Raw genomic sequence first — 26,271 nt, forward strand, 5'->3', positions numbered from 1 at the left:
CCCTGATAAAATTGGGTTTTTAATCATTGCCAACCTGCCAAACGGAAACAAGACCGTCAAGAAACAACTTCCGATGCAGCAGGTCTTGTATTGCGCCGGGCGTCTGTTCCGGCGTCAAACCGACCAAGCGCACCAGTTGCAGGGCCATGGAGGAGAGGCCGAAATAGCCTGACTCATCCTTTTTCTTCCATTCCACGATGGGAAGATCGGCAGAAATGCCGCGAGAGGTCAGATATTCGCGGATTTCGGGCGTTCCGCCCAGCTTGTCCACCAGCTTCACCTTCAATGCCTGACGGCCGGTGAAGATCGCACCATTTGCCAGCTGAAGAACCTCTTCGCGCGGCATCTTGCGCCGATCTGCCACCAGATCAACAAACCAGGCATAGCTATCCATGATCATGCTGCGGATCATGGTTTTTGCTTCTTCCGGCGGGGCGTGGAAGGGCGAGGGTTCCGCCTTCATAGGCGCGGATTTGATCTCTTCCAGGGACACGCCGAGCTTGTTCATCAGCTCTTGCACCTGAGGATACTGGAAAATGACGCCAATGGAGCCGGTAATCGAGCTTTCCCCGGCGATGATCGTATCGCCAGCGGAAGCGATCATGTAACCTGCAGACGCCGCAAGGGTACGGATATCCGAAACAACAGGCTTTTCAGCCGCAACGGCACGAAGCGCCTTGAAAATGCGCTCCCCGCCATAGGTTGTGCCGCCAGGTGACGAAATGGATACGACAAGCGCCTTCGCCTGCGGGCTCTTGCGAATCGTCTCCAGGCGCTCGATCAGCTCATCGTCATCAAGGATCATGCCGGAGATTTCGACGCGTGCCACATGCGGCACAGCAGAGCCAGAGCCTTTTTTCGTTGCGCTGTAGAGCGAGAAGCCAATCGCCAGAACAAGAAATGCAGCGGCCACGCGCCAGAAGGTAAGCTTACGCCGCAGTTGCCGCCGGTCCGCGATTGCCGACTGATCCATGGTCTTGATATCTCCTGATAGGCCTAGCGCGATGACTGACTTATTTACGATCTTTGCGCAAGATCGATATCGTTTACACGAATTTGTGTCATTCGTTATTGTTTCTTGATCCAGAAAAGCCATATTAGGGCTCGATTAGTCCGCCTCCCTCCGCGCCGCGCACAGCATTTTTGGCCGCCGAGGAACGGTTTTGAAGGTTCTCATGCTGCAAAAGCTTGCTCGCACTCCCGAGGCCCCGCAACCTGCAGGCGGCCAGAACAACGCCTATCAATCGGCACTCGCACACTCACGGCGGGTAAAACGACTTCGCGTTCTTCTTCCGGTGGCGGCGGTGATCGTTTCACTGATCTTCATCGCCGTTACATTCATTCGTTCCTACCTGCCGGAAAATCTGACCGTGCAGAGCGCCCGCATCGAAGATGGCAAGATCGTCATGGAAAGTCCGGCGATTGCAGGCCGCAATGAAAAGGGCATCAGCTATTCAATGACGGCAGTGCGCGCCCTTCAGGATGTGGCCGATCCGAACATGATCACGCTTGAGAACGTGAAGGCTGCCATGCCGATGAGCGGTGACGTGATCGCACGCGTGACTGCGAAGGGCGGTATATTTGACCGTGCCAAGGACCAATTGAACATGACGGCACCGTTTCAGGTGAACCTGAGCAACGGTACGACCGGCTATTTTCAGTCTGCTCGCCTGGATGTACCCAAGAGCCTGATGGAATCGGTGGACCCGGTAAAGATTACAACGCCGGACGCGTCCATTATTGCGCAGTCGATGAAGATATTGGATAACGGCAAAACCATCAGCTTTGCGGGAAAGGTTCAGGTTAACCTGGACCGCTCCGCTTCCAAGAAACAAGACAACCAGAGCCCGGCCCAATGATCAATCGCCGCCTATACTCGATCCGCCTTCTCTCCTGGTTTGCCGGTATGGCTGTCGCAGGTCTTGCGACTGTGGCCAGCGCCCAGTCCACAACCAAGCAGATGGACGGCATGAAGCTGTCCAACGACAAGCCAATCCAGATCCAGAGCGACCAGCTCGAAATCAAGGATCAGGAAAAGAAAGCCTTCTTCACGGGCAATGTGGAAGTTGTGCAGGGCACGACAACCATGAAGTCAGCCAAGATGACCGTGCTCTACAAGGGCGATCCGGCAGGCGGTGGCAGTTCGAACGCCAATAGCGGCGGAAGCAGCGTCACGTCCGGGCAGCAGGACATCGACAAGATCTTTGTGTCCGGCAAGGTGTTCCTGAATTCCGGAACGCAGACAGCGACCGGCGATGACGGCGTCTACGATATGGCCTCGCAGATGTTCACCTTGACCGGAAGCAAGGTCGTACTGACCGATGGTCCCAATGTTCTAACCGGCTGCAAGCTGATTGTGCATGTGGATACGGGCGAGGCAAAGCTCGATAACTGCGGCAAACGGATTGAGATCATGCTCGACCCGAAATCAAAGCCGAAGCAGTAAGCGAACCGGATTTACATGGCTCTTTTTTCCTCGCGTGCACAGACGCAGGCTCCTGAGGGTTTCGACCCTCAGGACAAAGCCCGCTACGAAGGCACCCTCATCGCCCATAGCCTTTCCAAGACCTACGACACCCGTCGCGTTGTCAATGGTGTGTCGCTGATCGTCCGTCGTGGCGAGGCGGTCGGCCTCTTGGGTCCGAACGGGGCAGGCAAAACCACCTGCTTCTACATGATTACAGGGCTTGTTGGCGTCGATGAGGGCATGATTGCCATCAACGGCAATGATGTGACCCGTATGCCGATGTACCGGCGGGCGCGCTTGGGTGTTGGGTACCTGCCGCAGGAAGCATCCATTTTTCGCGGCCTGACGGTTGAGGAAAACATTCGCGCCGTTCTGGAAGTTCACCAGAAGGACAAGCAGAAGCGTGAGCGCAAGCTTGATGAGCTGCTGGAAGAATTCCACATAAGCCGCCTGCGCAAATCGCCTGCCGTGGCTCTCTCCGGCGGTGAGCGTCGCCGCTTGGAAATTGCTAGAGCACTGGCGACCGACCCTGCTTTCATGCTGCTGGACGAGCCGTTTGCCGGCGTCGATCCAATTTCGGTTTCCGATATTCAGAATCTCGTGCGTCACCTTACAGCGCGTGGCATTGGCGTTCTCATTACGGACCACAATGTGCGTGAAACATTGGGCCTCATCGACCGCGCCTATATCATTCATGCGGGTGAAGTGCTGACGCATGGTCGGGCTGAAGATATCGTCAACAATGCCGATGTGCGGCGTCTTTACCTTGGCGACAAGTTTCATCTGTAAACCAAAGCCAAGCAGATTCTTGGTCTGGCTGCACGTCCGCGCTTGACCAAATCTTCCAAAAAAGCAATTTTTGGGCCAAGTGGCCCTTCTGGTCCTCCTCAAAGATCAAGAGGCGGCCGAAACCGGCTTTTTAGGGAGTTTCGCGTCCATCATGGCTCTTTCTGCCAGCCTTTTGCTGCGCCAGTCCCAATCGCTCGTCATGACGCCGCAACTGATGCAGTCCATCCAACTGCTTCAGATGACGCACCTTGAACTCACCCAGTTTATTGCCCAAGAGGTCGAGAAGAACCCGCTGCTTGAATTTTCGCCAAATGATAGTGAAGCAGGCACCGGTGATGAACCTTCAGGCGAAACTGAACTGCTTCGTCCGGATTCCGCAAGCGATGCGGAATGGTTCGATACGGGGGACCAGAGTTCGGATCATCTGGCGGAACGGCTGGATGCGAACTTCGAAAATGTGTTTCCTGACGATAATGGTGACCGCAAGCCGGATGCCCCTGAACTTATGGGGCAATGGAAGTCCATGCCCGGCGGCGAGAGCGCCGATGGTTACGATCTGGAAGACTTCGTTGCTTCAGACGCCAGCCTGCGGGATCATCTCGGGCAACAGATCCCGCTACTGATCTCAAGCGACGAACACCGTCTGATTGCGCAACATCTCGTCGATCATCTGGATGAAAACGGATATTTGCAGGCGGATCTGGAAGACATGGCAGATCGCCTGGGAGCCCGACTTGGTCAAGTGGAAGAGGTGCTTGCAGCCCTTCAGACGCTAGACCCGCCCGGCATCTTTGCGCGATCGCTTGCCGAGTGCCTAGCCATTCAATTGCAACAAAAAGACCGCTTCGACCCGGCCATGCGAATGCTGGTCGCCCATCTCGACCTTCTGGCCAAGCGTGATTTCGCCAGCCTCAAGCGCCTATGCGAAGTGGATGAGGAAGACCTCCTCGACATGCTATCGGAAATCCGGCAGCTCAACCCGAGGCCCGGTAGCGCCTTTGAACCAACCGGGTATGAAGCGATTCTACCCGATGTTGTGGTGCAACGCGGCACTGACGGGAACTGGCTGATAGAGCTGAACCCAGATACGCTCCCCCGTGTGCTGATAAACCAGACCTATTTTCAAAGCGTTTCCAAGAATACGCCTCGACAGGGCGAAGATGCCAACTTCCTCAGTGAATGCTTACAAAACGCCAATTGGCTCACACGCAGCCTCGACCAGCGCGCCAAGACAATCATGAAAGTAGCCACTGAGATCGTGCGGCAGCAGGATGCCTTTCTACAACATGGGGTGGATCATCTTCGCCCGCTGAATCTGAAGACTATCGCCGAAGCAATCAAAATGCACGAATCCACTGTGAGCCGTGTGACGTCCAATAAATACATGCTGACACCGCGTGGCCTGTTCGAACTGAAATATTTCTTCACCGTTTCGATCAACTCAGCCGAGGGCGGCGATAGCCACTCTGCAGAATCGGTTCGCCACCGCATTCGCCAGATGATTTCGCAGGAAGCAACGGACGCCGTTCTGTCTGATGACGATATAGTCGAGAGCCTGAAAGCGGCCGGGATTGATCTTGCCCGCCGCACTGTGGCGAAATATCGCGAGGCTATGAACATCCCAAGCTCGGTGCAACGTCGTCGCGAAAAGCGCGCCATGGCTAAAGTCAGTTCTGGCTAGGAAGGGCGAAGGACCGCCATTTTCACGGACATAGGCTAGTGCTATGCCTGAGTGATTCCCAGAATCTGCGTTGACTTATTAAGGATTGGTGGATAGAAGCGCGCCGCACCAACGAGAAAGGGACGGCTTTGGCCGGGCGGTAACCGCTGATAAAGGCCAATCGGCATTCAAATCGGCAATCGAGCAACACAGACGCTTGGATGCTGGAGCTGCTTGACGTAGACTGCTTCGTGCAAGTCACGACAAGAAGGAAGGAATTCCATGAGTGTGCGTGTATCCGGAAAGCATATGGAAATCGGCGATTCGTTCAGACAGCGGATCGAGAACCATATCGGGGAGGCGGTTACAAAATACTTCGATGGAGGTTATTCGGGCACGGTGATCGTTGAGAAATCCGGCCCGCGCTTTGCAACGGATTGCAAGGTGCATCTCGATACGGGCATTGTTCTGCATGCCGCAGGCGAGGCGAATGATCCGCAGGTCAGTTTTGATGCTGCTGCTGAACGAATTGAAAAGCGGCTGCGTCGCTATAAGCGAAAACTGCGTGATCACCATGCTGGCGCAACCCAGAATGGTTATGCAGAGATTGCCTACACCGTCATGGATGCCGTGCCGGATGAAGCTGAAGAGGTTCCGGAAGATTTTGCGCCGACAATCGTGGCGGAAAGCTCCAAACCTCTGAAGACGATGACTGTGGCCAGCGCCGTGATGGCGCTCGACATGACGGACGAACCGGTTCTGTTTTTCAGAAATCCGGGGAAAGAACTGAATATCGTGTACCGCCGCAATGACGGCAATATTGGCTGGATCGACGCCGCCAGTATAAAGGGATAAGCCTGAAGGGAGTGCCTAAGCGGCACTCCCGTTCCCCCATGTCGGGGGGCAGAAGGATGAAAAGAATGGCGTTGGCAGATCTGCTGCAGCAAGATGCGATAATTCCCGCGCTCAAGGTCAATTCCAAGAAACAGCTTCTCCAGGAACTCGCCGCCAAAGCTTCCAAGCTGACGGGGATTCCGGAGCGCGAGATCTTCGATGTCATCCTGCAGCGTGAGCGGCTCGGTTCAACCGGTGTCGGTCACGGCATTGCTATTCCGCATGGCAAGCTTGGCAGCATTGGGGCAATCCAGGGATTATTTGTGCGTTTGGAAACGCCTGTGGATTTTGAGGCATTGGACGACGAGCCCGTGGACCTCATTTTCCTGCTTCTGGCACCGGAAGGTGCAGGCGCTGACCATTTGAAGGCTCTTTCAAGAATTGCGCGCGTGCTGCGGGATTCTGATCTCGTTGCAAAGCTACGCGCAACCGATTCGGCTTCCGCGATCTACGCTTTCCTGAACCAGGAACAGGCGAACGCGGCCTGACCCCCTCCCATCGAGAGTGAAACTGCTTCTCAAGACATCCGCTGCTGGAAGACTTAAAGCACGTTGCAGCTTATCAGCCTCATGCAACCTACTTTAACTTCTTGTTTTTACGCATGTCGTTATCGCAAAACCGCTACAGAGTTTTGCGCGACATGCTCCAGCACCCGGCCTCAATTATTCAGACAAATGAAAAAAGGTCCGCTCCTCGTTTGAAGAGCGGACCTTTTTCATGTGTGGAAGCGAGGAGGTAAAATCCCGACCTGCCTTATCGTCAAGCCTTGTCTGCTTGCGCTTCCGTGTTGGCAGCAGCGTCGCCCTTTGGGCCACCCTTGGCAACGCCAACCATAGCGGGGCGAAGCACGCGCTCACCGATAACATAACCTGCCTGAACCACCTGCACGACGGTATTGTTCGGCACTGCCGGGTTTGGCACTTCGAACATGGCCTGATGGAAGTTGGGGTCGAACTTCTGGCCTTCTGCATCGATCTTGCGCACGCCATGACGTTCCAGCGCGGAGAGCATGGCCCGCTCGGTCATATCGACGCCTTCGATCAAGGCTTTCAGCCCAGCATCATCCGACTCCTTGGAGTCTGCTGGAATGGAGTCCAGCGCGCGCCGCAAATTGTCGGACACCGCCAACATGTCTCGGGCAAACGCGGTGACAGCGTAAGATTTGGCATCCTTCACATCGCGCTCGGTGCGGCGGCGAAGATTATCCATTTCCGCAGCAAGTCGCAGGAAACGGTCACGAAGCTCGTTGTTCTCGTTCCTGAGAACGTCCATTGGGTCCGGCTCGTTCACATCGGCAGCTTCGGACGCGTCTTCATTGAGTGCGGAAGCCACGGCCTCAGCCGTATTCTGGTTTTCTGCCGCGTCAGGTCCGGGTTTCTTCGTCTCGTCGGTCATGACGTACTCCGTTCAGAGGTTGCATGGATTTTGAGCCCGATATCGAGGTTCGGCGCAGAAAAATCAAGGCTCGCTAGCGGCAGACTGCCGTTTTACTGGGCGCGAGGGTTGCGCGTGAGCCGTGTCAAAAGCTGTGCCGTGTAGTCCACCATCGGCACGACGCGGGAATAATTCAGCCTTGTTGGCCCGATAACGCCGACCGCACCCACAATGCGATCCTCCTCATCCCGGTAAGGCGCAACAATGAGGGAAGAGCCGGAAAGGGAGAAAAGCTTGTTTTCTGAACCGATGAAGATACGGACACCAGGTCCACTTTCAGCGAGGTCCAGAATTTCGAGAAGGCTATCCTTCTTTTCCAGATCATCGAAGAGCAATCGCAACCGATCGAGATCCTCCGCTCCACCCAATCCTTCGAGCAGATTGGCGCGACCGCGCACAATGAGGCGTGACGGCTTCCCCTCTTCGGAATCACCTGCCCAAACGGCAAGACCACGCTCCACTAGATCGCGAGACAGCGCGTCGAGTTCCGTCTGCACCTGTTCCTTCAGGGTCTTCAACTGTCCGCGCAGTTCCGGCAGGGTTTGTCCCGCCATATGCGCATTCAAAAAGTTCGAAGCCTCTGTCAGTTGCGAGGATGTCACGCCTGCTGGCAGATCGATGATGCGGTTTTCGATCTGGTTATGGTCACCTACGAGGATCGCCAGCGCCTTGGTTGGCTCCAACCGGATGAATTCGACATGCTTCAGCACCGGATCGTTCTTGGCGGCAATGACGATACCGGCCCCCCGTGACACGCCGGAGAGCATGCGGGATGCTTCCGTCATCAGACTTTCCATCGGCTGGTCGCGATCCACGGAGCGGATCTGGCGCTCGATATTTGCGCGCTCATCCACAGAAAGGTCGCCCACTTGCATGAAGGCATCAACGAAGAAGCGCAGACCTGTCTGCGTTGGTAAACGCCCGGCACTGATATGAGGAGCATAGATAAGCCCCAACTCCTCCAGATCGCTCATGACATTGCGAACTGACGCAGGAGAGAGCGACATGGGAAGAAGGCGCGACAGGTTTCGCGAACCAAGCGGCTCTCCTGTTTCCAGGTAGCTTTCAACAATACGCCGGAATATCTCGCGTGAACGGTCATCAAGTATAGACGTGCCGTCCCTCCCCCGCGTTGACTGTTGATCCATCTGTCGCATTTCATCCGGTTATCGATTGCGCTTTATCCCGAATATAATGCGTTCCTGCCTGTTCGCAAAAGGAATCCGCCATCGAGCGATGCCAATGCTCGGCAAAACTCGGCTTTTCCTTTGCAATGCGGGCCAAGGGGTTTTATGACGCGTGCAAGAACGTCAGGAGAAGAGCATGCGACCCTCAGGCAGAAAAACCGACCAAATGCGCAAGGTCAGCTTCGAGCGCAATTTTTCGAAGCACGCGGAGGGTTCCTGCCTCGTCAAGTTTGGCGACACCCATGTGCTCTGCACGGCAAGCCTCGAGGAAAAGACGCCACCGTGGCTTCGCAATTCCGGCAAAGGCTGGGTAACAGCCGAATATGGCATGCTTCCACGCGCGACAGGCGACCGCATGAAGCGTGAAGCAGCCGCTGGCAAGCAGGGCGGGCGTACCCAGGAAATTCAGCGCCTGATCGGCCGTTCGCTGCGTGCAGTGGTAGATCTTGAGGCTCTGGGCGAGCGTCAGATCACGGTGGACTGTGATGTCATCCAGGCCGACGGCGGCACCCGCACGGCAGCAATCACCGGCGGCTGGATTGCATTGCATGACTGCCTGAAGTGGATGGAATCACGCAACATGATCAAGCTTGATCGTGTTTTGAAGGATCATGTCGCCGCCATTTCCTGCGGCATCTTTGCAGGCCAACCTGTGATCGACCTGGATTATCTGGAAGATTCAGCGGCTGAAACCGATGCCAACTTCGTCATGACTGGTGCTGGCGGCATTGTGGAAGTTCAAGGCACTGCCGAAGGCAAGCCGTTCAGCCGCGATGAATTGCTTAACCTTCTTGACCTGGCAGCGAACGGAACACAGGAACTGGTCGCACTGCAGAAGCAGGCGATCGGCTAACAGGAACAGACACATGCGCAAACTTGAGACCCGCACCATCGTCGTTGCCAGCCACAATGCTGGCAAGATCCGGGAAATCGCGGATCTCATTGGCCCGTTCGGCTTTTCGGCACAGTCAGCTTCCGAGTTGAATTTCGAGGAGCCGGATGAAACCGGCACCACGTTTGAGGAAAACGCCGCCATCAAGGCGCTGGCTTCCGCCAAGGCTTCAGGGCTGCCCGCGCTGTCTGACGATTCCGGTCTGGTGATCGATGCATTGGACGGCGCCCCGGGCGTTTATACTGCCAACTGGGCTGAAACGCTGGATGGCTCGCGCGATTTCGCCATGGCCATGCGCAAGGTGGAGACCGCGCTTCAAGACAAGGGTGCCACAACGCCGCAGAAGCGAACAGCACGCTTTGTCAGCGTGCTATGCCTGGCTTGGCCGGATGGCCACACGGAAATGTTCCGCGGCGAAGTCGAAGGCTTTATTGCGTCGGAACCACGTGGCACGGCTGGCTTCGGCTACGACCCCATCTTTCAGCCGAAAGGCCATGACGCGACCTTCGGCGAAATGAGCGCAGAAGAAAAGCATGGCTGGAAGCCCGGCGACGCGGAGGCACTTTCGCACCGCGCCCGCGCATTCAAACTCTTTGTCGAAACCTGTCTGGACGCCTGACGCTTTTGTTGATCGACGCCCCTCTCCTTCCCGATACTGGTGAACCCGGTTTCGGGCTTTATGTGCATTGGCCATTTTGCGCGGCCAAATGCCCCTATTGCGACTTCAACAGCCATGTCCGCCATCAGCCAGTCGATCAGGCGCGCTTCACTTCCGCCTTCCTGGCCGAGATGGAAACCATGCGGAACCTCACCGGCCCGCGCACCGTCACCAGCATCTTTATGGGAGGCGGCACTCCTTCCCTCATGGAACCGCGCACGGTGGAAGCGATCCTGGATGGCATTGCCCGCTTCTGGCATGTTCCAGCCGGTATTGAGGTGACCATGGAGGCTAACCCTTCCAGCGTGGAGGCGGATCGCTTCCGCGGCTATCGTGCGGCTGGCGTCAACCGGGTCTCACTTGGCGTTCAGGCCCTGAACGATAAGGACCTTCGTTTTCTGGGACGCCTGCATGATGTGGCGGATGCCTTGAAGGCTATCCGGCTTGCACGCGAAATCTTTCCGCGCATGAGCTTCGATCTGATCTATGCTCGGCCCAACCAGACAGTCGAAGATTGGGAAAGGGAGTTGAACGAGGCAGTGTCCTATGCTGTCGATCATCTCTCGCTTTACCAGTTGACCATCGAAGAGGGCACGCCCTTTTTCGGCCTGCACAAGGCAGGTAAGCTTATTGTGCCGGATGGAGATCAATCCGCACTTCTTTACGAAGCAACGCAAGACATTACCGCCGGATTTGGGATGCCCGCCTACGAGGTTTCCAACCATGCGAGATTAGGTGCTGAGAGCCGCCATAACCTGACCTATTGGCGCTACGGCGATTACGCGGGGATCGGCCCGGGTGCGCATGGCCGCATTACCCGCGATGGTCACAAGGTCGCAACATCCACTCAGCGCAACCCGGAGCAGTGGCTAAATTTGGTGGAAGCGCAGGGCCACGGCATGGTTGATCAGGACGTTCTGGACCGCAGCGAGCAGGCCGATGAATTATTGCTGATGGGTTTGCGCCTTCGCGAAGGTGTGGATCTGTCACGCTATCATGCGCTTTCCGACCGATACCCCAACCCGGATCGTGAACAGGTTTTGCTCGAACACGGCTTTATTGAACCGCTTGGCAATTCCAGGCTACGCTGTACACCAAAGGGAATGCTGATATTGGATGCGGTGGTCGCAGACCTGTCAGTGTAGACAAAAGGGACGGCCATGCTTGTCGATGACGCTTTCGAACGCGAAGAGATGGCCGCACTCTATGACAGCTTCAATACGCATGGCGAAGATCGGATCTTTTACCTCAGGCTTGTAAAAGAGCCGTGCCGTATTCTAGACATCGGCTGTGGCACGGGACTTCTCACGCTGCCTCTATCTCAGTTAGGGCATGATGTGACCGGCGTGGACCCCGCCCCCGGTATGCTCTCCATAGCGCGCGCGAAAGACATTGCCCACGAGGTTCATTGGATTCAGGCTGGCGCCTCTGACTTCACGTTGGATAAGCATTTCGATCTGGCGATCATGACCGCACATGTCTTTCAGGTTTTTCTGAATGACGCGGATACCTTGGCCGTCCTCAGCAATATCCGCCGCCATATGTCCCCCAATGGCCGGCTGGTTTTCGAAAGTCGCAACCCCGCCTTCGAGCATTGGAGAAATTGGACGCAAGATCAGACGCGGGAGGTTCGCGACGTTGAAGGCGTCGGGCCGGTAGAGGTTTATTATCAGTGGCACGAGATCGACGGCGATCTTCTATCGTTCGAAACCGTCTTTACGCTTCTCAAATCAGGCGAGAAACTAACAAGCAAAAGCACGCTACGATTTCCAACTCTACCGCGAATTCAGGGACTGTTGGAAAAAGCTGGCTTCAAGATAGAGCGCACTTCAGGCTGGTGGGACCGCTCTGCTTTTCAGGAGCAGGCAAGTCCTGAAATTATCGTTGAGGCACGAACCGTCTAAGCAATCTGCCGTCGATGGCGACAAGGCCAAGCAGAATGAGCGCCATACCCAAGAAATGACGCCCGGCCAGTTGCTCCCCTAGCACAAGGGCACTGAGCAAGATTGCGCTTGGCGGGATCAGGATCGTCACCAACATGATGTTGGTGGCGCCTGCGCTCGACAGGATGCGGAAAAACAGGATGTAACCCACAGCCGTTGACAAGAACGCCAGCCCAAAGAGTGCCGCCCAGGTAGGAGCCTGAGGTACGGCGAGGGTCCATGGTTGATCGACGATCAGCGCGACCGGGAGAAGCAGAAACGAAGACACAGTGACCTGACCGGTGGCCGGGGCGAGTGGAGACAATCCCATACGCTTGAAACGTCGTCCGAAGATTCCCGCGAAGGAATAGCATAGGGCGGCAGCAAGAACCGCAATCTCTCCCCAGGCATCACTGCCGAAATGCCCGAGGACCGTGGGGCCGATCATGACGGCCACGCCAACAATGCCGATGAGAACACCCACCAGCCTGTTGACGGTCAGCTTTTCATCCGGTGTCAGCACATGCGCGACAAGAACGCCGAAAAGTGGCGTCGTGGCGTTCAAAATCGCAGCAAGACCGCTCGCAATATGAGTCTGCCCCCAGATGATGAGGCAGAATGGAATAACGTTATTCAAAAATCCCATGCCTAGAAAAGCCAGCCAGACCGAACGATTAAACGGGATTTCAACGCGCATCAGGCGCACAAACAGCCAGAGCGCCAGCGCCGCTAATAATACGCGTGCGGTAACGATGGTCAGCGGCGGCCAGACCTTCACAAGAATGCCGATGAACAGATAGGACCCGCCCCACAGCAGCGAAAGACTGACGAGCATCAACCATTCCAGAGCATTCATCTGTCTGTGCATTCAACACCCGAAATATCAGCCGGCGCCACAGGGGCGTAAATTCGTTCAATGAATAGGAATATCAGTGGCAATGTGCCACCCGAAAACTGCTTTGGCGGCTTAAGCCCGCTTCATAGCGAAAACATGCAGCCATTCCGTGGGATTCAAATCGTAACCACTACCCATGGCATTCTCAATTTCAACGGTCTGCCATCCTTGACCGTAAACACCCGTCAACCACTCTGGATCTGGATAGTTGAAATAGCGCCCAAATCCATCGGTGCCTTCCGCATGACCGGCCTTATAGCTGGCATAGAACACGCCCGAAGGCTTCAAGGCACGGTAGATACGATTGAGGATGGATGGAAGTTCTGAGCGCGGCACATGCAAAAGGCACGCATTCGCCCAAATACCATCAAATTCGGCGTCGAACTCGATCTCTTCGAAACGCATGACGTTAACCGGCACGCCGAGACGAGATTGAGCCGCTGCGGCCATTTCAGCAATGCCGTCTGTGGGCTTTACCCGCACACCACGAGACATGAGAAACGCGCTATCTCGCCCGCTCCCACATCCAAGTTCCAGCACATATGCGTCCGGCGATAAACGATTAGCGAAACTACCAAGATAGGCGCTTTCTATCTGCCCGGCTGTGTTATCTGCATAGGATAATGCGGATTGGGCATAGAAATGCTGGGTAACATCACGTTCAGTGGTCATGCTACCCAGATTCCGCTTTAAGCGTTGTTCTCGTTGATGAGGCGTTTCAGCAGCTCAATCTCGTGGCTGAGCTTCGTGTCACCTGAGATCAGCTCCTCGATCTTGCGCACAGCGTGCAGGACCGTGGTGTGGTCACGACCGCCGAAACGACGACCGATTTCCGGGAAGGATCGCGGCGTCAGTGTTTTGGACAGATACATTGCGATCTGGCGCGGCTTGACGATGACCCGCGTCCTACGGTTGGAGACAAGCTCCTGACGCGAGACATTGTAGTGACGGGCGACAATGCGCTGAATGTCTTCAATGCGGACACGCTTGGCTTCGCCAGCACCAACGAGGTGAGCCAAAAGTTCATCAACGCGCTCAATAGACAATTCCGGCTCAAAGGAGCGACGGAAGATGAGCTGGTTGAAGGCACCTTCCAGTTCACGACCGGAATTAGCGACATTGCGGGCAACGTGGCTCAGGATCTCATCCGGAATATCGAGAGCGGCATCATCCTGACGTGCCATTTCCAGGCGGCGCTTCAACATTTCGAAGCGCATTTCATAATCCGGCGTCTCCATTTCGATGGCGACACCGCCCTGAAGGCGAGAACGGACACGTGGATCAAGCGATTCCAGTTCCCAAGGTGCGCGGTCGGCAGCCACGACAACCTGCTTGGCACTGTCGAGCAGCATGTTGAGCAGATGGCAGAACTCGTTCTGGATCATCTTGCCCTGCAGGAACTGCATGTCATCGATAATCAGCAAATCAATATTACGGAGCGATTCCTTCAGCGTGAGCGCGTCGTTATCGCGGATTGCAGTCGCAAAGCGCCACATAAAGTATTCCGCCGTGAGATAGACAACGCGCGGCATCCGCGAGGAACCAACAGCGGCATTGGCGATAGCCTGCAACAGATGCGTCTTGCCAAGGCCAACACCGGAATGGATGAACAGCGGGTTGAAGCGAACGGCGCTGGCACCAGCTTCCGCAATCGTGCGGGCAGCGGCGAGTGCCACGCGGTTGGAAGGGCCCTCAACGAAGGTATCGAACGTGTAGCGGCTATCGAGTGGTGAACCGAAGAGGGGCGCAGGTGCATTGGAGCGGTGAGCGGACTGCGGAGCCTGGGAAACCGGCTGCGGCTGAACGGGGAAGGAGGCGATCTGGCCAATCTCCCGAGGGCCGCTGCGGCGAGGCGCTGGTGCAGCCTGTGTCTCGATCTGCGGGGCAGCGCGCACTTCCGTTGTGGGCCGGGCAGCCCGGCTTGCGGTGCGCACCAGGATTTCGACCTTCAGGATTTCGGAATCTTCCGCCTGGAAAATGGTGGTGATCAGTTCGAGATAACGGTTGTTGATCCAGGACTTAAGGAAAGTCGTGGGAACGCTCAGACGTACGACGCTCTTCGAATTGGAATGAAGCTTCAGACGGCCAAACCAGCTTGCATAAACTTCTGGACCAACCTGTGCCTTCAAACGCGCACTGAACCGCTCGAAAAGAGCATCATGCTTCATGTCAGACTTTTCTCCTGCCGCCTCGGAGCAAACCGATCCCAACGCCTCAGACGACTGGTTGCCACTCTCCAACGTCCGGGTCGATACGGTGTTCATCTGCATTCTGTGCCGCCTTCTCATGTTTTCCCGCCGATCGATGCGAAACCGCACGCCGGGATGATCATTTTCTTTTGTGGCCGCTGCGTGGTTCTCCTCGCCAGAACCGATCGCCGCCGCCTTTGTTTCATTCACACCTGCAAGTCCCCGCAGGCTGTTGCCGAAAGACTTCGACAACGAAAGACGCTCCCCTTGCGTCTCCCCCGTACCTTCATCCCTCGCGATGAAGACACAGGATCACTGTGCCATGCCCGATGCGGCGCTCCGCACCCGACACAAAAGCGATGCTCCGGTCGCTTTGAAGAAACCGGTCGATACGCTTTAACTCCGTGAAAAACCGAGCCGCCAATCTGGCCCGGACAAGAGACGAAAACCGTTAGTCTCCGGTTAACCGGAAGAACTAATCGTATTTTCTGGAGGGTTCCCCGCGCCTCTTGTTGAGGATCATTAAGGCAGGATCGCAAAGGGGAATCAACGATGAATTTTACGCAAAATTAAAGCACGAGCGTTGACTCAGGAACCCTAATTTGACTCGGAGCGGGCCCGGCGGCCAAGAATCTCAAACGAATCAATGGGATTCGAAAATGGCATCTTTGAGAGTGCTATGTGAAGGCGAAAAAATAAAAATTCGCTTGACTCGTCTGAAGGGTTAAAGACCCCCGACCAATGGAGGACAAGGCCAACCGTCCTCCAGTAAATCATTGAAAAATATAAATTTTTTATGTCACCCCCTTGTCATGGATATCACCCGGAGGGAGTACTGCAAATTTTAACAGATGAGAATCACGAAAAGCCCGGTCAATGACCGGGCTTTAAAAATGACAACCGTTTGTGACGGGAATTAGGCGGAAAGAGCCTTCACACGCGCGGCCAAACGCGACACCTTGCGGGAAGCCGTGTTGCGGTGAACAACACCCTTGGTCGCAGCGCGCTGAATTTCCGGCTGTGCAGCGCGCAGAGCTTCTGCGGCCTGTGCAGCGTCGCCAGAAGCGATCGCTTCTTCGACCTTGCGGATATAGGTACGAACGCGCGAACGGCGTGCCTTATTGATGTCGGTGCGGCGTGCGATCTTGCGGGTCGCCTTTTTCGCCGAAGTGGTATTGGCCATTTCTGCCTCTCTTCGAATTCGAACAAAAACTCCGCCATTACCGCGCCGGGTCCACGTGACCTGTCATCCAGCAATTAGGGAGCAATGGAGGAAGCCATCAAAGGCTTTCCCAACTGTGGGCGGCTACATAACCGGATTGCGGCCCTCAGTCAACGCGCAATTTCAACTGTCTCTATGCCCAACGGCGGGAAAAGTCGAATGCGCTGAATCACTTCTGGCATGTTGCACAGAAGAAGGTTGAGCGCCCAGACTGCACGATGCGTTCAACCACTCCCCCGCAACCCGGTCTGGAGCACGGCTTGCCCTCCTGATCATAGACGGAAAAGCTGTGCTGGAAATAGCCAAGCGAGCCATCGGTCTGAATATGATCACGCAGAGAAGAGCCGCCCGCGGCAATGGCATCGGCGATGACTTCACGAATGGCAACCGTCAGCTTTTGCAATGACGCTTTGGGTTTGCCTGCCTCCGTCACCAGAGTTCCGCCTTTGCGCGTTGGTGAAAGTTCCGAGCGCCAGAGGGCCTCGCAGACATAGATGTTGCCGAGACCTGCAATCACTGTCTGGTCGAGCAGCAGGCTTTTCAAAGGCTGCGCCCTGCCTTTGAAACGTGCGGCCAAGCCTTTGGCATCCAGCAGATTGCCCGTCGGCTCAGGTCCGAGGCCTGCGAAGGCCGGATAGAGATCAAGTTCAGTGCGGGGCCACAGATGCATGAAGCCAAACCGGCGGGGGTCGTTATAGATCACACGCTGTGGCCCATCCTTGCCGTCCAGGTGAAAGACAACGTGATCGTGCTTTTCATTCTTGGAGCGTGGATGATGAAACTCACCCGGCAATTCCACCTGCTCTCCCTGTTCAATGCGGAACGAACCCGACATGCCCAGATGCGATATGATTGTCATGCCGTCATCGAGATCGATCAGCAGATATTTGGCGCGTCTTCCCAGGCCCAGGATACGGCGTCCGCCCACACGCTCGGCAAAACTTTCGGGAAACGGAAAACGCAGATCTGCACGTCGCGTCTCCAGACTCGTGACAAAAGCATGTTCCATGACGGGCGCCAGACCGCGCCGCACGGTTTCGACCTCTGGCAATTCGGGCATGAATACCTAACTTCCTGTTTTAACGGCGCGGGCAGTGCTCTATAGACCAGCGCCATAGTGCCGCAAGTGGCACTTTGAGAGATAGTATCGCCGCGCCAACTTCGCTATGGTCCGGCCAGAGTTCGAAAAACGGAGAAGAATGAGCCATGGCTGAAAACCGCGTGACGGCAAATGGCGGAATGGAAACCTCCTATGGCTTTCGCAATGTGGCGGAAGGCGAGAAGCAGGGCCTCGTCAACGATGTCTTTCACAAGGTGGCCAAGCGCTACGACATCATGAATGACGTGATGTCGGCGGGTATGCACCGGGTCTGGAAGGACGCAATGATTGCGGCTTTGAACCCCCGGAAAGATACCTCTTACAAAGTCCTGGACGTGGCGGGCGGCACCGGCGATATCGCGTTCCGTATCGTCGAAGCCTCCAACCGACTGGCCCATGCGACAGTTCTCGACATCAATGGTTCCATGCTGGGCGTTGGCTCTGAGCGGGCGGTGAAGCGCAAACTTTCCGACAACCTCACCTTTGTTGAAGCCAATGCCGAGGAACTGCCTTTTGAGGCGAACAGCTTTGATGCCTATACGATTGCGTTTGGCATTCGCAATGTGCCGCGCATCGACGTGGCGCTTAAGGAAGCTTACCGCGTTTTGAAGCGTGGTGGACGTCTTCTCGTTCTCGAGTTTTCCGAAGTGGAAATGCCCCTGCTCGACCGCTTTTACGACGAATGGTCTTTCCGGGCCATTCCGCAGTTCGGCAAGATGATTACAGGAGATGCCGAGCCCTATCAGTATCTGGTGGAATCGATCCGCAAATTTCCCAATCAGGAAGATTTCGCCAAGATGATCCGCGAAGCGGGTTTCTCCCGCGTGAGCTACACCAATTATACCGGTGGCATTGCCGCTCTGCACTCGGGCTGGAAGCTTTAAGCGCATGAGCACGATTGGCGCCTATTTTCGCCTGGCCCGCGTGGGCTGGGTTCTGGTTCGCGAGGGGGTCGTCGCAGCCTTGCCAACGCAAGGGCTTCCCCCTGTCGTCGGGCTTGCCAAATCCATCGCGCAGATTTTTACGCGGCCAACCTCCATTCAGGAAAGCCGTAGCGTTCGCCTGACAAAAGCGGTAGATCGCCTCGGCCCCTCCTATGTGAAGATCGGGCAATTTCTGGCAACACGGCCAGACGTGGTGGGCGTGGACTGGGCGCTGGACCTCTCCATGCTCCAGGACCGCATGGCTTTCTTCCCCACCGAGACGGCGAAGAATGCCATCGAGGCCTCTCTCGGTCGGCCCGTCACGGAGCTTTACACCGGCTTTGAGGAGCCTCTTGCAGCAGCTTCGATTGCTCAGGTGCATCCGGCAGCTGTGCGTTATGCAGAGGGCGAGCGGAAGGTGGCCGTCAAGGTCGTGCGTCCCGGTGTGCGCCAACGGTTCGCGCATGACATTGAAAGCATGTACCTGATTTCGCGGATGCAGGAACGTCTTCTGCCCTCCACACGCCGCTTGAAGCCGGTGGAAGTGACACGAACACTGGAGCAGACGACCAAGCTGGAAATGGACCTGCGGCTGGAGGCAGCTGCCCTCTCCGAGATCGGAGAAAACACCAAGAACGATCCGGGCTTCCGCGTTCCGCAAGTCGATTGGGAACGGACTGGCCGCGATGTCATCACCATGGAATGGATTGATGGCATCAAGATGTCGAATATCGATGGGCTGCGTGAAGCAGGCTATGACCTCGAAAAGCTGGCAGAAACGCTGATCCAGTCTTTTCTTCGCCACACGCTGCGCGACGGTTTTTTCCATGCGGACATGCATCCGGGCAACCTGTTCGTAGACCCACAAGGCATCATCGTTGCGGTGGACATGGGGATCGTCGGAAGACTGGGTAAAAAGGAACGCCGCTTCCTGGCCGAAATCCTCTATGGCTTCATCACACGTGACTACATGCGCGTGGCAGAGGTGCATTTTGAGGCCGGATACGTGCCTTCCCACCATGATGTTGCAAGCTTTGCCCAGGCCATTCGCGCCATCGGCGAGCCGATCCATGGTCAGCCTGCCGAGACAATTTCAATGGCGCGGCTTCTCGCCCTGCTTTTTGAGGTGACCGACCTCTTTGAAATGCAGACGAGACCAGAGCTGATCCTTCTGCAGAAAACCATGGTTGTGGTGGAAGGCGTCTCACGTATGCTGGACCCGCGCTTCAACATGTGGCGCGCGGCAGAACCGGTTGTCGGCGGCTGGATTCGCGATAACCTGGGTCCAAAGCGTATAGCAAGCGATCTGCGCGATGGCCTGAAAGCAGCTGTCAAGCTGGCGGAAGCGGCTCCTGAAATAGCGGCCAAAACCGAGAAGTTCCATCAGCAGCTTTTGCACATGACAGAGCATGGTGTGCGCTTCGATGATCAGACGGCGGAGGCTATTGGCAAGGCAGAGGCCAAACACAGCCGTTGGGGCAGAGCCGCCCTTTGGGTGATTGCAGCGACAATGATCTACATCGCAATTCAGGTGACCTGAACAAACGCGCTGCGTGTGAAGCGGCCTTCATTTCGCCCGTTTCTTCATCGTTTGTTAAGAAAACATTCCTTGGAGAATTGATCCTATGGCGCTTGGCGCATCTCACCGGCTGCATGACGGGGTTGCCGCCGTCGAAACCATGACCCGGTTTGCGCTGGCTGTGCTGGCCCTGGCATCCGGTGTTTACACCTATCTCGGTGTCCGCAGCATTTTGGATGGGTCAGCAACTGCGGTCTTCTTCGCGGCTGTTATCTATTCCGGCTCTGTTTCCGTCGCTATCTATGCCTTCTGGTCCTATATGGCGCGGTTCTTCCCGCACGTAACGGGTCCAGGTGCACGTGGCGCCATGCTTGGCGTGATGGCACTGGGTTGTGCCATGATCATTGCCATGTCGAGCTGGCTGAATGCCGCGGCACTGGCAGGGTCCGCAGCACTTGAGCAGCATCTGGCAGAGACAGTGCAAGGCTATACGGGTGATCTCGATCGGGCGCACCAGAATGCGCTGGCGGCACAGAGCTTGCTGCCGGATATTCAACGCGCCTCCGAACGCTTCTCGCAACTGGCTGAATCCGAGCGCCAATCCGGCGCGCTGACTGGTACTACGGGTTCAGGCAGTGTGGTTCAGCTCTTGAGCCAGATGTCCGCGCAGATGAAGGAACTGGAAAACGGCATCGTGGCCTCGCGTGAGCAGGTGGCGAACCTGTTCGAGCAAGGGCAAAAGCGGCTGGAAACCATGCGCACGCTCGTCTCGGCGCCGGGTGCCATTGCGCCGCGCGCCGATCAATTCTCATCAGAAGTCGTCGCGCTCACCGGCGTGATTACATCGCTCAATCAAACCTCCATCGCGCCCTCGATCCGGCGCGCGGCAGACGATCTTTCGCTTGGTTTCATTGCACCTGTGGCGGATGGGCGCGAGGTTGATCTTGCCAATCGCCAGGGTCAGGTCATGGAGACGATCCGCGCCTCGGTCGGCGCGCAATCCAAGGTTCTGTCACAAGCGGCAGACGAGATTTTGAACCGCCCACCGGTCGCGGAAAGACGGTTCGTGCCGCTGTCTTCAGCTGAAGCGGTTCTTCGTTATGCAAGCGATTTCATTCCGGCCTGGGCTGGCGCAATTTCCATCGATCTTCTGCCAGCCGTTCTCGTCTTCGTGCTGGCTACGGTTCATGGCGCCATCCGTCGGCAGGAAAGCCGAATGCCCTTTGCCGAGCGCATTACCGCTGCCGAACTGCTGGAGGCGCTTGAGGTGCAGCGTGCCTTGAGCGCACGCGGGATCGATCTGGAAGAGGCGGTTCGTAAGGCAGAGGCCAAAGAAGCTGAACAACAAACTGATGCACCAACGGCGGAGACTGAGGACGCGAGCAAAGTCACTAGCCTGGACCTCAACAAGCAGACGCGCATAGGGCCTGCGTCATGAAGCCCAATGAGGCAGGTCAGAGATTGTGGCAAGCCTTTGCGCAAGCCGACGACGGCCTCATCATGCGCACCGCCTTTTATGGCCTGCTGGCGGCTGCCGCACTATTTCTGTTCGTCGATATTCGGGAGTTCTCGCAAACCTCCGAAACGAGTGTTGTGCCCACCTACGATCCGCAAAAGGTCAGTCAGCCGGTTCTTCCGCCTGCCCTCACAGATGGCAAGCCGCATGCCCCGCCTGTTGAACCAGCGAGCGACCCACAGGTTCTGCGCCAGGCCATTCGCTTTGATCTTCAGCCAGGTGGCATACTTCTGGCGGAAGGTGCCATCGATCCAGGTGCAGCCGAACGCTTTCGTCAAGAAATCGAGGCACGCGGCGAATATGTGAAGCAGGTCTCGCTAAATTCGCCTGGAGGTTCCGTGGATGATGCGCTGGCCATGTCCGCGCTCATCCGCGAACGAAAGCTCGGCACTCGAGTTGCAAAGGGTGCGCTCTGTGCCTCCTCCTGCCCCATCGTGATGGCGGGCGGCACAGTGCGCGAGGCGGAGAAGGATGCCGTGATTGGCGTTCATCAGGTGTTTAATGGCGGCACGGAACGGCCAAGCCCTGAACAGGCAATGTCCAGCGCCCAAAGCACCACAGCGCGTGTGGCACGCCATCTGGATGCCATGGGGATAGGATCTGGCCTTTGGTTTCACGCGCTGGAAACGCCGCCGGACCGGCTCTATTACCTCTCTGAGCAGGAGCTGAAAGAGTTCAAGCTTGTGACTGCGCAAGCGCCAGTGGCCAAGAAGCGGTCTCCTTGATCTTTCCTAAAGTCGCAAAACGGCTTAGACCAGACGTGACACCATGCTTATTTGTTTTCGTTTGTCTTTTTGGGAAAACCGGTTTCTAGTTTTCCCTGACAAACTCGATAGGATATCGCGACGATGGAGCTTGCGGGCAAACGCATTCTGCTGATCATTTCCGGTGGTATTGCCGCGTACAAGAGCCTCGATCTCATTCGCCGCTTACGGGAACGAGGTGCATCCGTGCGCCCTATTCTCAGTCAGGCTGCCCAGGAATTCATAACGCCGCTGGCCGTTGGCGCGCTTTCTGCCAGCCATGTCTACACCGATCTCTTTTCTCGCGAGGACGAGCAGGATGTCGGCCATATCCGGTTGGCGCGCGAGTGCGATCTCGTGCTTGTTGCGCCTGCCACGGCAGACCTGATGGCGAAGATGGCGCATGGCCTAGCCAACGATCTTTCCAGCGCGGTGCTCCTTGCAACGGATCGGCCAGTTCTGATTGCGCCAGCCATGAACCCCAAGATGTGGGAGGCAGCCGCAACCGGCCGCAACGCGGAAACGCTGCGCCAGGATGGCATTCACTTCATCGGCCCCATGCGCGGGGAAATGGCAGAAAGCGGTGAAGCTGGAACCGGCCGCATGGCCGAACCGCTGGAGATTGTCGCTGCCGCAATTCAATTGCTTGTGCCTCAGAAGCGTCCCTTGGCGGGCAAGCGGATCGTCGTGACCTCCGGGCCAACGCACGAGCCAATCGATCCAGTCCGATACATCGCTAATCGCTCATCCGGCAAGCAGGGTCATGCCATTGCCAGCGCCTTGGCAAAGCTTGGTGGCGAGGTGACACTGGTTTCCGGTCCCGTCACAATCGCCGACCCTAAAGGCGTATCGACCATTCATGTAGAGACCGCCGAAGAAATGAAAGCTGCGGTGCTGTCGCAACTGCCCTGCGATGCCGCCGTCATGGTGGCAGCGGTTGCAGATTGGCGGGTTCTCGGCGCCGCCGACCAGAAGATCAAGAAGCAACCGGGGGAGGCACCCGCTCCGCTTCAACTGGCCGAGAACCCGGATATTTTGAAGACCGTGGGCCACCATGCCGAGCGCCCCCGCTTCGTCGTGGGCTTTGCAGCCGAAACGCAAAATGTAGAGTCCAATGGCCGCCGCAAGCTGGAAGCGAAGGGTGCCGATATCATCGTCGCCAACGATGTATCCCCCGCAACCGGCATCATGGGCGGCGACAGAAATCGCGTGAAGCTGATTACCGGCGATGGCATTGCGGAATGGACGGAGATGACCAAGGAAGAGGTTGCCGAACGGCTGGCGAGCCTGATTGCAGAACGCCTTTCAGACAAAGCCTGAGGCTAGCCCGGCGCTTGCGCCGAGAGCCAGCACGGCCAGAGGATGAGCCCGTGTCCAGATGGACAAAGCGGCAGTCATGCCTACGATGCCGGCCAGCCAAAGGCTTGATGCCGATTCCGTCGTGATGACCACGGCACTTGATGCCACGAGGCCAACGGTTATGGGTAGCAGACCAGCCTGCACAGCGCTGCGCCATGGTCTATCGCGGAAACGATCCCAGGCTGAAACGGCAAAGCATGTGATGACGGAGGATGGCAGGAATTTTGCCACCGATGCCACCGCCAGTCCTGGGAAGCCGGCAATGTGCCAGCCGAGCAGCGGCACGATCATCATGTTGGGGCCGGGCGCAGCCTGCGCAAGAGCAAATAGCGCACTGAATTCCTCTGGTGATACCCAATGCTGCACCTCCACGACGCGCCGCTGGATCTCAGGCAGAACGGCGTAGCCGCCCCCGAAAGCCATGAGGGAAAGCTCGGTAAAAATCAGTGCAAGCGCAATCAGTGTTCCCGTCATCTTTGCGCCCGCCAAGCGAGAAGAATGGAGAGAGGCGCCAGCGTCAACATCACCGCCAGCATTGGCAGGCGAAAGAACGCAACGGCCAGGAAGAGCAAGCCTGCAATCAGGAGCGCTTGCGGCTTACCCAGGATTGGCTTGAGCAGCTTGACCGCCATTGCAATTAGCAAGCCGGCAGCTGCTGCAGCCAAACCGGCAAACAGATGCTGCACATGCGGATCATACCTGTACTGGTCGTAAATGACGCCGAGAAGGATGACGAAGGCAGTGGGAACAGCCGTGAGCCCCAAAATGGACGCAAGAGCGCCTCGCCATCCATGGAACTTCATACCCACCGCAACAGAGAGATTAATCACGTTGCCACCCGGCAAGAACTGGCAGAGGCCCAAGAGATCGGTGAATTCTTGCGGTGAGAGCCACCGCTTGTCTTCCACCAACAGGCGTCGCGATAGGGGCAAAACACCTCCGAAGCCGATGATACCGATTCCGAGAAAGCCGAAGAATATCTGCGATTTCGTCGGCAGCTCATTGCTTGCAGTAGATGAAGAGATGGGGGTCATCGAAGGATCTCCTGTTGGCTCCAAATTAAGCTTCCACAACCTGTGTGTCCAATATATGCTAACAGCATCTTCCATATACAGGACATATCGATGCTTGAGCTTCGTCATCTACGCTATGCGATTGCTGTTGCTGAAGAAGGCCATATGACACGCGCAGCAGAGAGGCTCGGGATTCAACAGCCACCACTGAGCCAACAGATCAAGTCGCTGGAAACAATGATTGGCACGCCACTCTTTCGTCGTCTGCCTCGCGGCGTGGAATTGACTGACGCGGGTACCGCATTCATCGAAAAGGCACGATCAGTGCTCAGCAGCGCCGAAGAAGCTGTAGAGGCGGCGAGACGTGCCGCACGCGGAGAAACCGGCCAACTGCAGATCGGTTTCACCAGTTCTGCAGCCTTTCATTCTCTCGTTTCCTCCGTTTTCCGTAGCCTTCGGATACGCCACTCCGAGCTCTCCTTGACGCTGGATGAAGGGGCAACGAGCGAGCTGGTAGAGGCAATAAATGCTGGCAGACTGGATGCAGCATTTATCCGCACCAATTCGTTGCGGTGGGGCGAAAGCCTGATTACGGAACTGCTGGATGAAGAGGATATGGTACTTGCCATGCCGGACGATCACGTATTGGCACGGCAGCCGGACGAACAGCGGATTGCCCTTGCTTCACTCTCTGCAGAAACCTTTGTTTTATATCGACGCCCGAGCAGCCAGGTGCTCTACGACACGATTATCGCCTCCTGTCGACGAGCAGGTTTCAGCCCGCATTTATCGCAGGAAACGCCAAAGCTCGTCGCGACATTAAGCCTCGTGGCGGCTGGCCTGGGGCTCACCATCATTCCTCAGTCCATGGCCAGATTGGAAACATCAGGCGTCACCTATCGCCGCTTCATGCCGGATTCAGGGCTATCTGCCTCGCTTTACCTCGCCTACCGGCGGGAGCCCTTACAAGGAGCCTTACAGCGCTTTGTGGAGGAAACCCGGCTTATGGCCGGCTCAGGCCGCAGCGGCTAAAGCTGAGGGCTGGAAGATTGATGTCACCAGCCCTTTGTCTGAGACCATCACGGCACTACCATCCGGTATCTCGGCCCAGGCATCCACATCATCGTTCAGCGGCTCTGAGACGAGGCAATACCCACCCTGTCCACCCATGGGTGCGGCATAGAGCGTTGGCGGCTTGTGGTCCGTCGCATACCGAATGGCGAACAGCGAATGCCCATCGGAAAAGGCTGCGGTAAAGCGCACAAGGGTGGTGTCGCTGGCCTCGCCGGAGAGGCGCTCTACTTCTGCAATAGCACGCCCCACCGCGCCAAACGGGTCATCGGCCATTCCCATTTGCAGGGCCAGCAGGAACAGCAGTTCGGAGTCGGTCGTGCCGGTGCGCGCATTGAAAAGCTCATCCGAAAGCTGCGCTTCCATCTTGCGGCGAATTTTCTCAAATCCGGCAATCTGGCCATTATGCATGAAGGACCACGGACCATAGACAAATGGGTGACAGTTATCCCGCCTTGTGCCGCCGTTGGTGGCAGCACGCACATGCGCGAGAAACAGTGGAGAGCGAATTTGCCGCGCCAGGCTACGCAAATTGCAATCGGACCAGGCGGGAAGAATATCCCGGTAACGCCCCGGCTCTGAATGATCGCCGTACCAGGCAATGCCGAAACCATCGCCATTCGTGGCGGTCTTGGCGCGGCTTGCGCAATGGCTCTGTTCAATAAGCGAATGGGCGGGAGAGGAAACCAGTTCCTCCAGATAAAGGGGATTACCGCGATAGGCGGCCCAGCGGCACATGATCGATCTTCCCAGTCCAAAAACGCAATAGCACGAAGGCTCGAATAAAAGTCTGTGCCGAATCAGTTAACGACACATTAG

The 26,271-nt window shown here is 56.6% G+C and carries 27 protein-coding genes; 16 read left to right on the forward strand and 11 right to left on the reverse strand.

Annotated elements, in window-relative coordinates; genetic code table 11:
- Positions 1-19: 19 nt before the first annotated feature.
- Positions 20-973 (reverse strand): signal peptide peptidase SppA, encoded by a 954-nt coding sequence (sppA, locus tag AC0JZ1_RS14710; protein ID WP_471883077.1) that lies wholly within the window; start codon positions 971-973, stop codon positions 20-22.
- Positions 974-1,175: 202 nt separating this feature from the next.
- Between sppA and lptC the strand changes: the two genes are divergently transcribed.
- From lptC to ptsN, 6 genes are all read left to right on the forward strand, one after another.
- The gene (gene lptC / locus AC0JZ1_RS14715; protein ID WP_471883078.1) at positions 1,176-1,859 is read left to right on the forward strand and encodes an LPS export ABC transporter periplasmic protein LptC; all 684 of its coding nucleotides are present in this window, start codon (positions 1,176-1,178) and stop codon (positions 1,857-1,859) included.
- A complete protein-coding gene (locus AC0JZ1_RS14720) occupies positions 1,856-2,446 on the forward strand; it encodes an LptA/OstA family protein (protein WP_471883079.1) in 591 nt (196 codons plus the stop codon). The genes lptC and AC0JZ1_RS14720 overlap by 4 nt, the downstream gene beginning before the upstream one ends.
- Positions 2,447-2,461: 15 nt before the next feature.
- Positions 2,462-3,256 (forward strand): LPS export ABC transporter ATP-binding protein, encoded by a 795-nt coding sequence (lptB, locus tag AC0JZ1_RS14725; RefSeq protein WP_471883080.1) that lies wholly within the window; start codon positions 2,462-2,464, stop codon positions 3,254-3,256.
- A 151-nt stretch (positions 3,257-3,407) separates the two neighbouring features.
- Positions 3,408-4,937, forward strand: a complete 1,530-nt coding sequence (gene rpoN / locus AC0JZ1_RS14730) for an RNA polymerase factor sigma-54 (protein ID WP_471883081.1) — start codon at positions 3,408-3,410, stop codon at positions 4,935-4,937.
- A 261-nt stretch (positions 4,938-5,198) separates the two neighbouring features.
- Positions 5,199-5,771 carry a ribosome hibernation-promoting factor, HPF/YfiA family gene (gene hpf, locus AC0JZ1_RS14735; RefSeq protein WP_471883082.1) on the forward strand — a complete coding sequence of 191 codons (573 nt, stop codon included), beginning with the start codon at positions 5,199-5,201 and terminating at the stop codon, positions 5,769-5,771.
- 65 nt (positions 5,772-5,836) lie between these two features.
- Entirely contained in the window at positions 5,837-6,298 is a 462-nt protein-coding gene (ptsN, locus tag AC0JZ1_RS14740; RefSeq protein ID WP_471883083.1) for a PTS IIA-like nitrogen regulatory protein PtsN, read from the forward strand.
- Positions 6,299-6,569: 271 nt separating this feature from the next.
- On the opposite strand, the gene grpE is transcribed toward ptsN, so the two are convergent.
- Positions 6,570-7,205 (reverse strand): nucleotide exchange factor GrpE, encoded by a 636-nt coding sequence (gene grpE / locus AC0JZ1_RS14745; protein WP_471883084.1) that lies wholly within the window; start codon positions 7,203-7,205, stop codon positions 6,570-6,572.
- Between the two features lie 92 nt (positions 7,206-7,297).
- Positions 7,298-8,392: a heat-inducible transcriptional repressor HrcA gene (gene hrcA / locus AC0JZ1_RS14750; protein ID WP_471883085.1), complete on the reverse strand. Its 1,095-nt coding sequence runs from the start codon at positions 8,390-8,392 to the stop codon at positions 7,298-7,300.
- Positions 8,393-8,567: 175 nt separating this feature from the next.
- On the opposite strand from hrcA, the gene rph reads away from it, so the two are divergent.
- Genes rph through AC0JZ1_RS14770 form a run of 4 tightly spaced genes read left to right on the forward strand, consistent with a single transcriptional unit; the run spans position 8,568 to position 11,885 of the window.
- Entirely contained in the window at positions 8,568-9,284 is a 717-nt protein-coding gene (gene rph, locus AC0JZ1_RS14755; RefSeq protein ID WP_471883086.1) for a ribonuclease PH, read from the forward strand.
- Between the two features lie 13 nt (positions 9,285-9,297).
- Positions 9,298-9,942 (forward strand): RdgB/HAM1 family non-canonical purine NTP pyrophosphatase, encoded by a 645-nt coding sequence (rdgB, locus tag AC0JZ1_RS14760; RefSeq protein WP_471883087.1) that lies wholly within the window; start codon positions 9,298-9,300, stop codon positions 9,940-9,942.
- 5 nt (positions 9,943-9,947) lie between these two features.
- Complete coding sequence (gene hemW, locus AC0JZ1_RS14765; RefSeq protein ID WP_471883088.1) at positions 9,948-11,126, forward strand: radical SAM family heme chaperone HemW; 1,179 nt, start codon at positions 9,948-9,950, stop codon at positions 11,124-11,126.
- A gap of 15 nt (positions 11,127-11,141) precedes the next feature.
- A complete protein-coding gene (locus AC0JZ1_RS14770) occupies positions 11,142-11,885 on the forward strand; it encodes a class I SAM-dependent methyltransferase (RefSeq protein ID WP_471883089.1) in 744 nt (247 codons plus the stop codon).
- Here the strand turns inward: AC0JZ1_RS14770 and AC0JZ1_RS14775 are convergent.
- The 5 genes from AC0JZ1_RS14775 to mutM form a co-directional block, all read right to left on the reverse strand.
- Positions 11,860-12,771, reverse strand: coding sequence for a DMT family transporter (locus AC0JZ1_RS14775; protein ID WP_471883090.1), 912 nt, complete (start codon positions 12,769-12,771; stop codon positions 11,860-11,862). The genes AC0JZ1_RS14770 and AC0JZ1_RS14775 overlap by 26 nt on opposite strands.
- Positions 12,772-12,870: 99 nt before the next feature.
- Positions 12,871-13,470, reverse strand: a complete 600-nt coding sequence (locus tag AC0JZ1_RS14780; RefSeq protein WP_471883091.1) for a class I SAM-dependent methyltransferase — start codon at positions 13,468-13,470, stop codon at positions 12,871-12,873.
- Between the two features lie 17 nt (positions 13,471-13,487).
- The gene (gene dnaA, locus AC0JZ1_RS14785; RefSeq protein WP_471883468.1) at positions 13,488-15,068 is read right to left on the reverse strand and encodes a chromosomal replication initiator protein DnaA; all 1,581 of its coding nucleotides are present in this window, start codon (positions 15,066-15,068) and stop codon (positions 13,488-13,490) included.
- A gap of 835 nt (positions 15,069-15,903) precedes the next feature.
- Positions 15,904-16,170 carry a 30S ribosomal protein S20 gene (gene rpsT / locus AC0JZ1_RS14790; RefSeq protein WP_471883092.1) on the reverse strand — a complete coding sequence of 89 codons (267 nt, stop codon included), beginning with the start codon at positions 16,168-16,170 and terminating at the stop codon, positions 15,904-15,906.
- A gap of 208 nt (positions 16,171-16,378) precedes the next feature.
- The gene (gene mutM / locus AC0JZ1_RS14795; RefSeq protein ID WP_471883093.1) at positions 16,379-17,269 is read right to left on the reverse strand and encodes a bifunctional DNA-formamidopyrimidine glycosylase/DNA-(apurinic or apyrimidinic site) lyase; all 891 of its coding nucleotides are present in this window, start codon (positions 17,267-17,269) and stop codon (positions 16,379-16,381) included.
- A 146-nt stretch (positions 17,270-17,415) separates the two neighbouring features.
- Between mutM and ubiE the strand changes: the two genes are divergently transcribed.
- From ubiE to coaBC, 5 genes are all read left to right on the forward strand, one after another.
- Complete coding sequence (gene ubiE, locus AC0JZ1_RS14800; RefSeq protein ID WP_471883094.1) at positions 17,416-18,192, forward strand: bifunctional demethylmenaquinone methyltransferase/2-methoxy-6-polyprenyl-1,4-benzoquinol methylase UbiE; 777 nt, start codon at positions 17,416-17,418, stop codon at positions 18,190-18,192.
- A 4-nt stretch (positions 18,193-18,196) separates the two neighbouring features.
- On the forward strand, positions 18,197-19,771 hold the full coding sequence (gene ubiB, locus AC0JZ1_RS14805) for a 2-polyprenylphenol 6-hydroxylase (RefSeq protein WP_471883095.1): 1,575 nt from the start codon (positions 18,197-18,199) through the stop codon (positions 19,769-19,771).
- 85 nt (positions 19,772-19,856) lie between these two features.
- The gene (locus AC0JZ1_RS14810) at positions 19,857-21,188 is read left to right on the forward strand and encodes a hypothetical protein (RefSeq protein ID WP_471883096.1); all 1,332 of its coding nucleotides are present in this window, start codon (positions 19,857-19,859) and stop codon (positions 21,186-21,188) included.
- The gene (locus AC0JZ1_RS14815) at positions 21,185-21,991 is read left to right on the forward strand and encodes a COG3904 family protein (protein WP_471883097.1); all 807 of its coding nucleotides are present in this window, start codon (positions 21,185-21,187) and stop codon (positions 21,989-21,991) included. The genes AC0JZ1_RS14810 and AC0JZ1_RS14815 overlap by 4 nt, the downstream gene beginning before the upstream one ends.
- A 123-nt stretch (positions 21,992-22,114) precedes the next feature.
- Complete coding sequence (coaBC, locus tag AC0JZ1_RS14820; protein ID WP_471883098.1) at positions 22,115-23,329, forward strand: bifunctional phosphopantothenoylcysteine decarboxylase/phosphopantothenate--cysteine ligase CoaBC; 1,215 nt, start codon at positions 22,115-22,117, stop codon at positions 23,327-23,329.
- Here the strand turns inward: coaBC and AC0JZ1_RS14825 are convergent.
- Both AC0JZ1_RS14825 and AC0JZ1_RS14830 read right to left on the reverse strand, forming a co-directional pair.
- Positions 23,315-23,842, reverse strand: coding sequence for a chromate transporter (locus tag AC0JZ1_RS14825; RefSeq protein WP_471883099.1), 528 nt, complete (start codon positions 23,840-23,842; stop codon positions 23,315-23,317). The genes coaBC and AC0JZ1_RS14825 overlap by 15 nt on opposite strands.
- Positions 23,839-24,402, reverse strand: coding sequence for a chromate transporter (locus AC0JZ1_RS14830; protein WP_471883100.1), 564 nt, complete (start codon positions 24,400-24,402; stop codon positions 23,839-23,841). Before AC0JZ1_RS14830 ends, AC0JZ1_RS14825 begins: the two co-directional genes overlap by 4 nt.
- Positions 24,403-24,492: 90 nt before the next feature.
- Here AC0JZ1_RS14830 and AC0JZ1_RS14835 point away from each other — a divergent pair, with 90 nt between their 5' ends.
- Entirely contained in the window at positions 24,493-25,413 is a 921-nt protein-coding gene (locus AC0JZ1_RS14835; protein ID WP_471883101.1) for a LysR family transcriptional regulator, read from the forward strand.
- Here the strand turns inward: AC0JZ1_RS14835 and AC0JZ1_RS14840 are convergent.
- Positions 25,396-26,190: a class II glutamine amidotransferase gene (locus tag AC0JZ1_RS14840; protein WP_471883102.1), complete on the reverse strand. Its 795-nt coding sequence runs from the start codon at positions 26,188-26,190 to the stop codon at positions 25,396-25,398. The genes AC0JZ1_RS14835 and AC0JZ1_RS14840 overlap by 18 nt on opposite strands.
- Positions 26,191-26,271 lie beyond the last annotated feature (81 nt).

The organism is Affinirhizobium capsici (assembly GCF_977018625.1).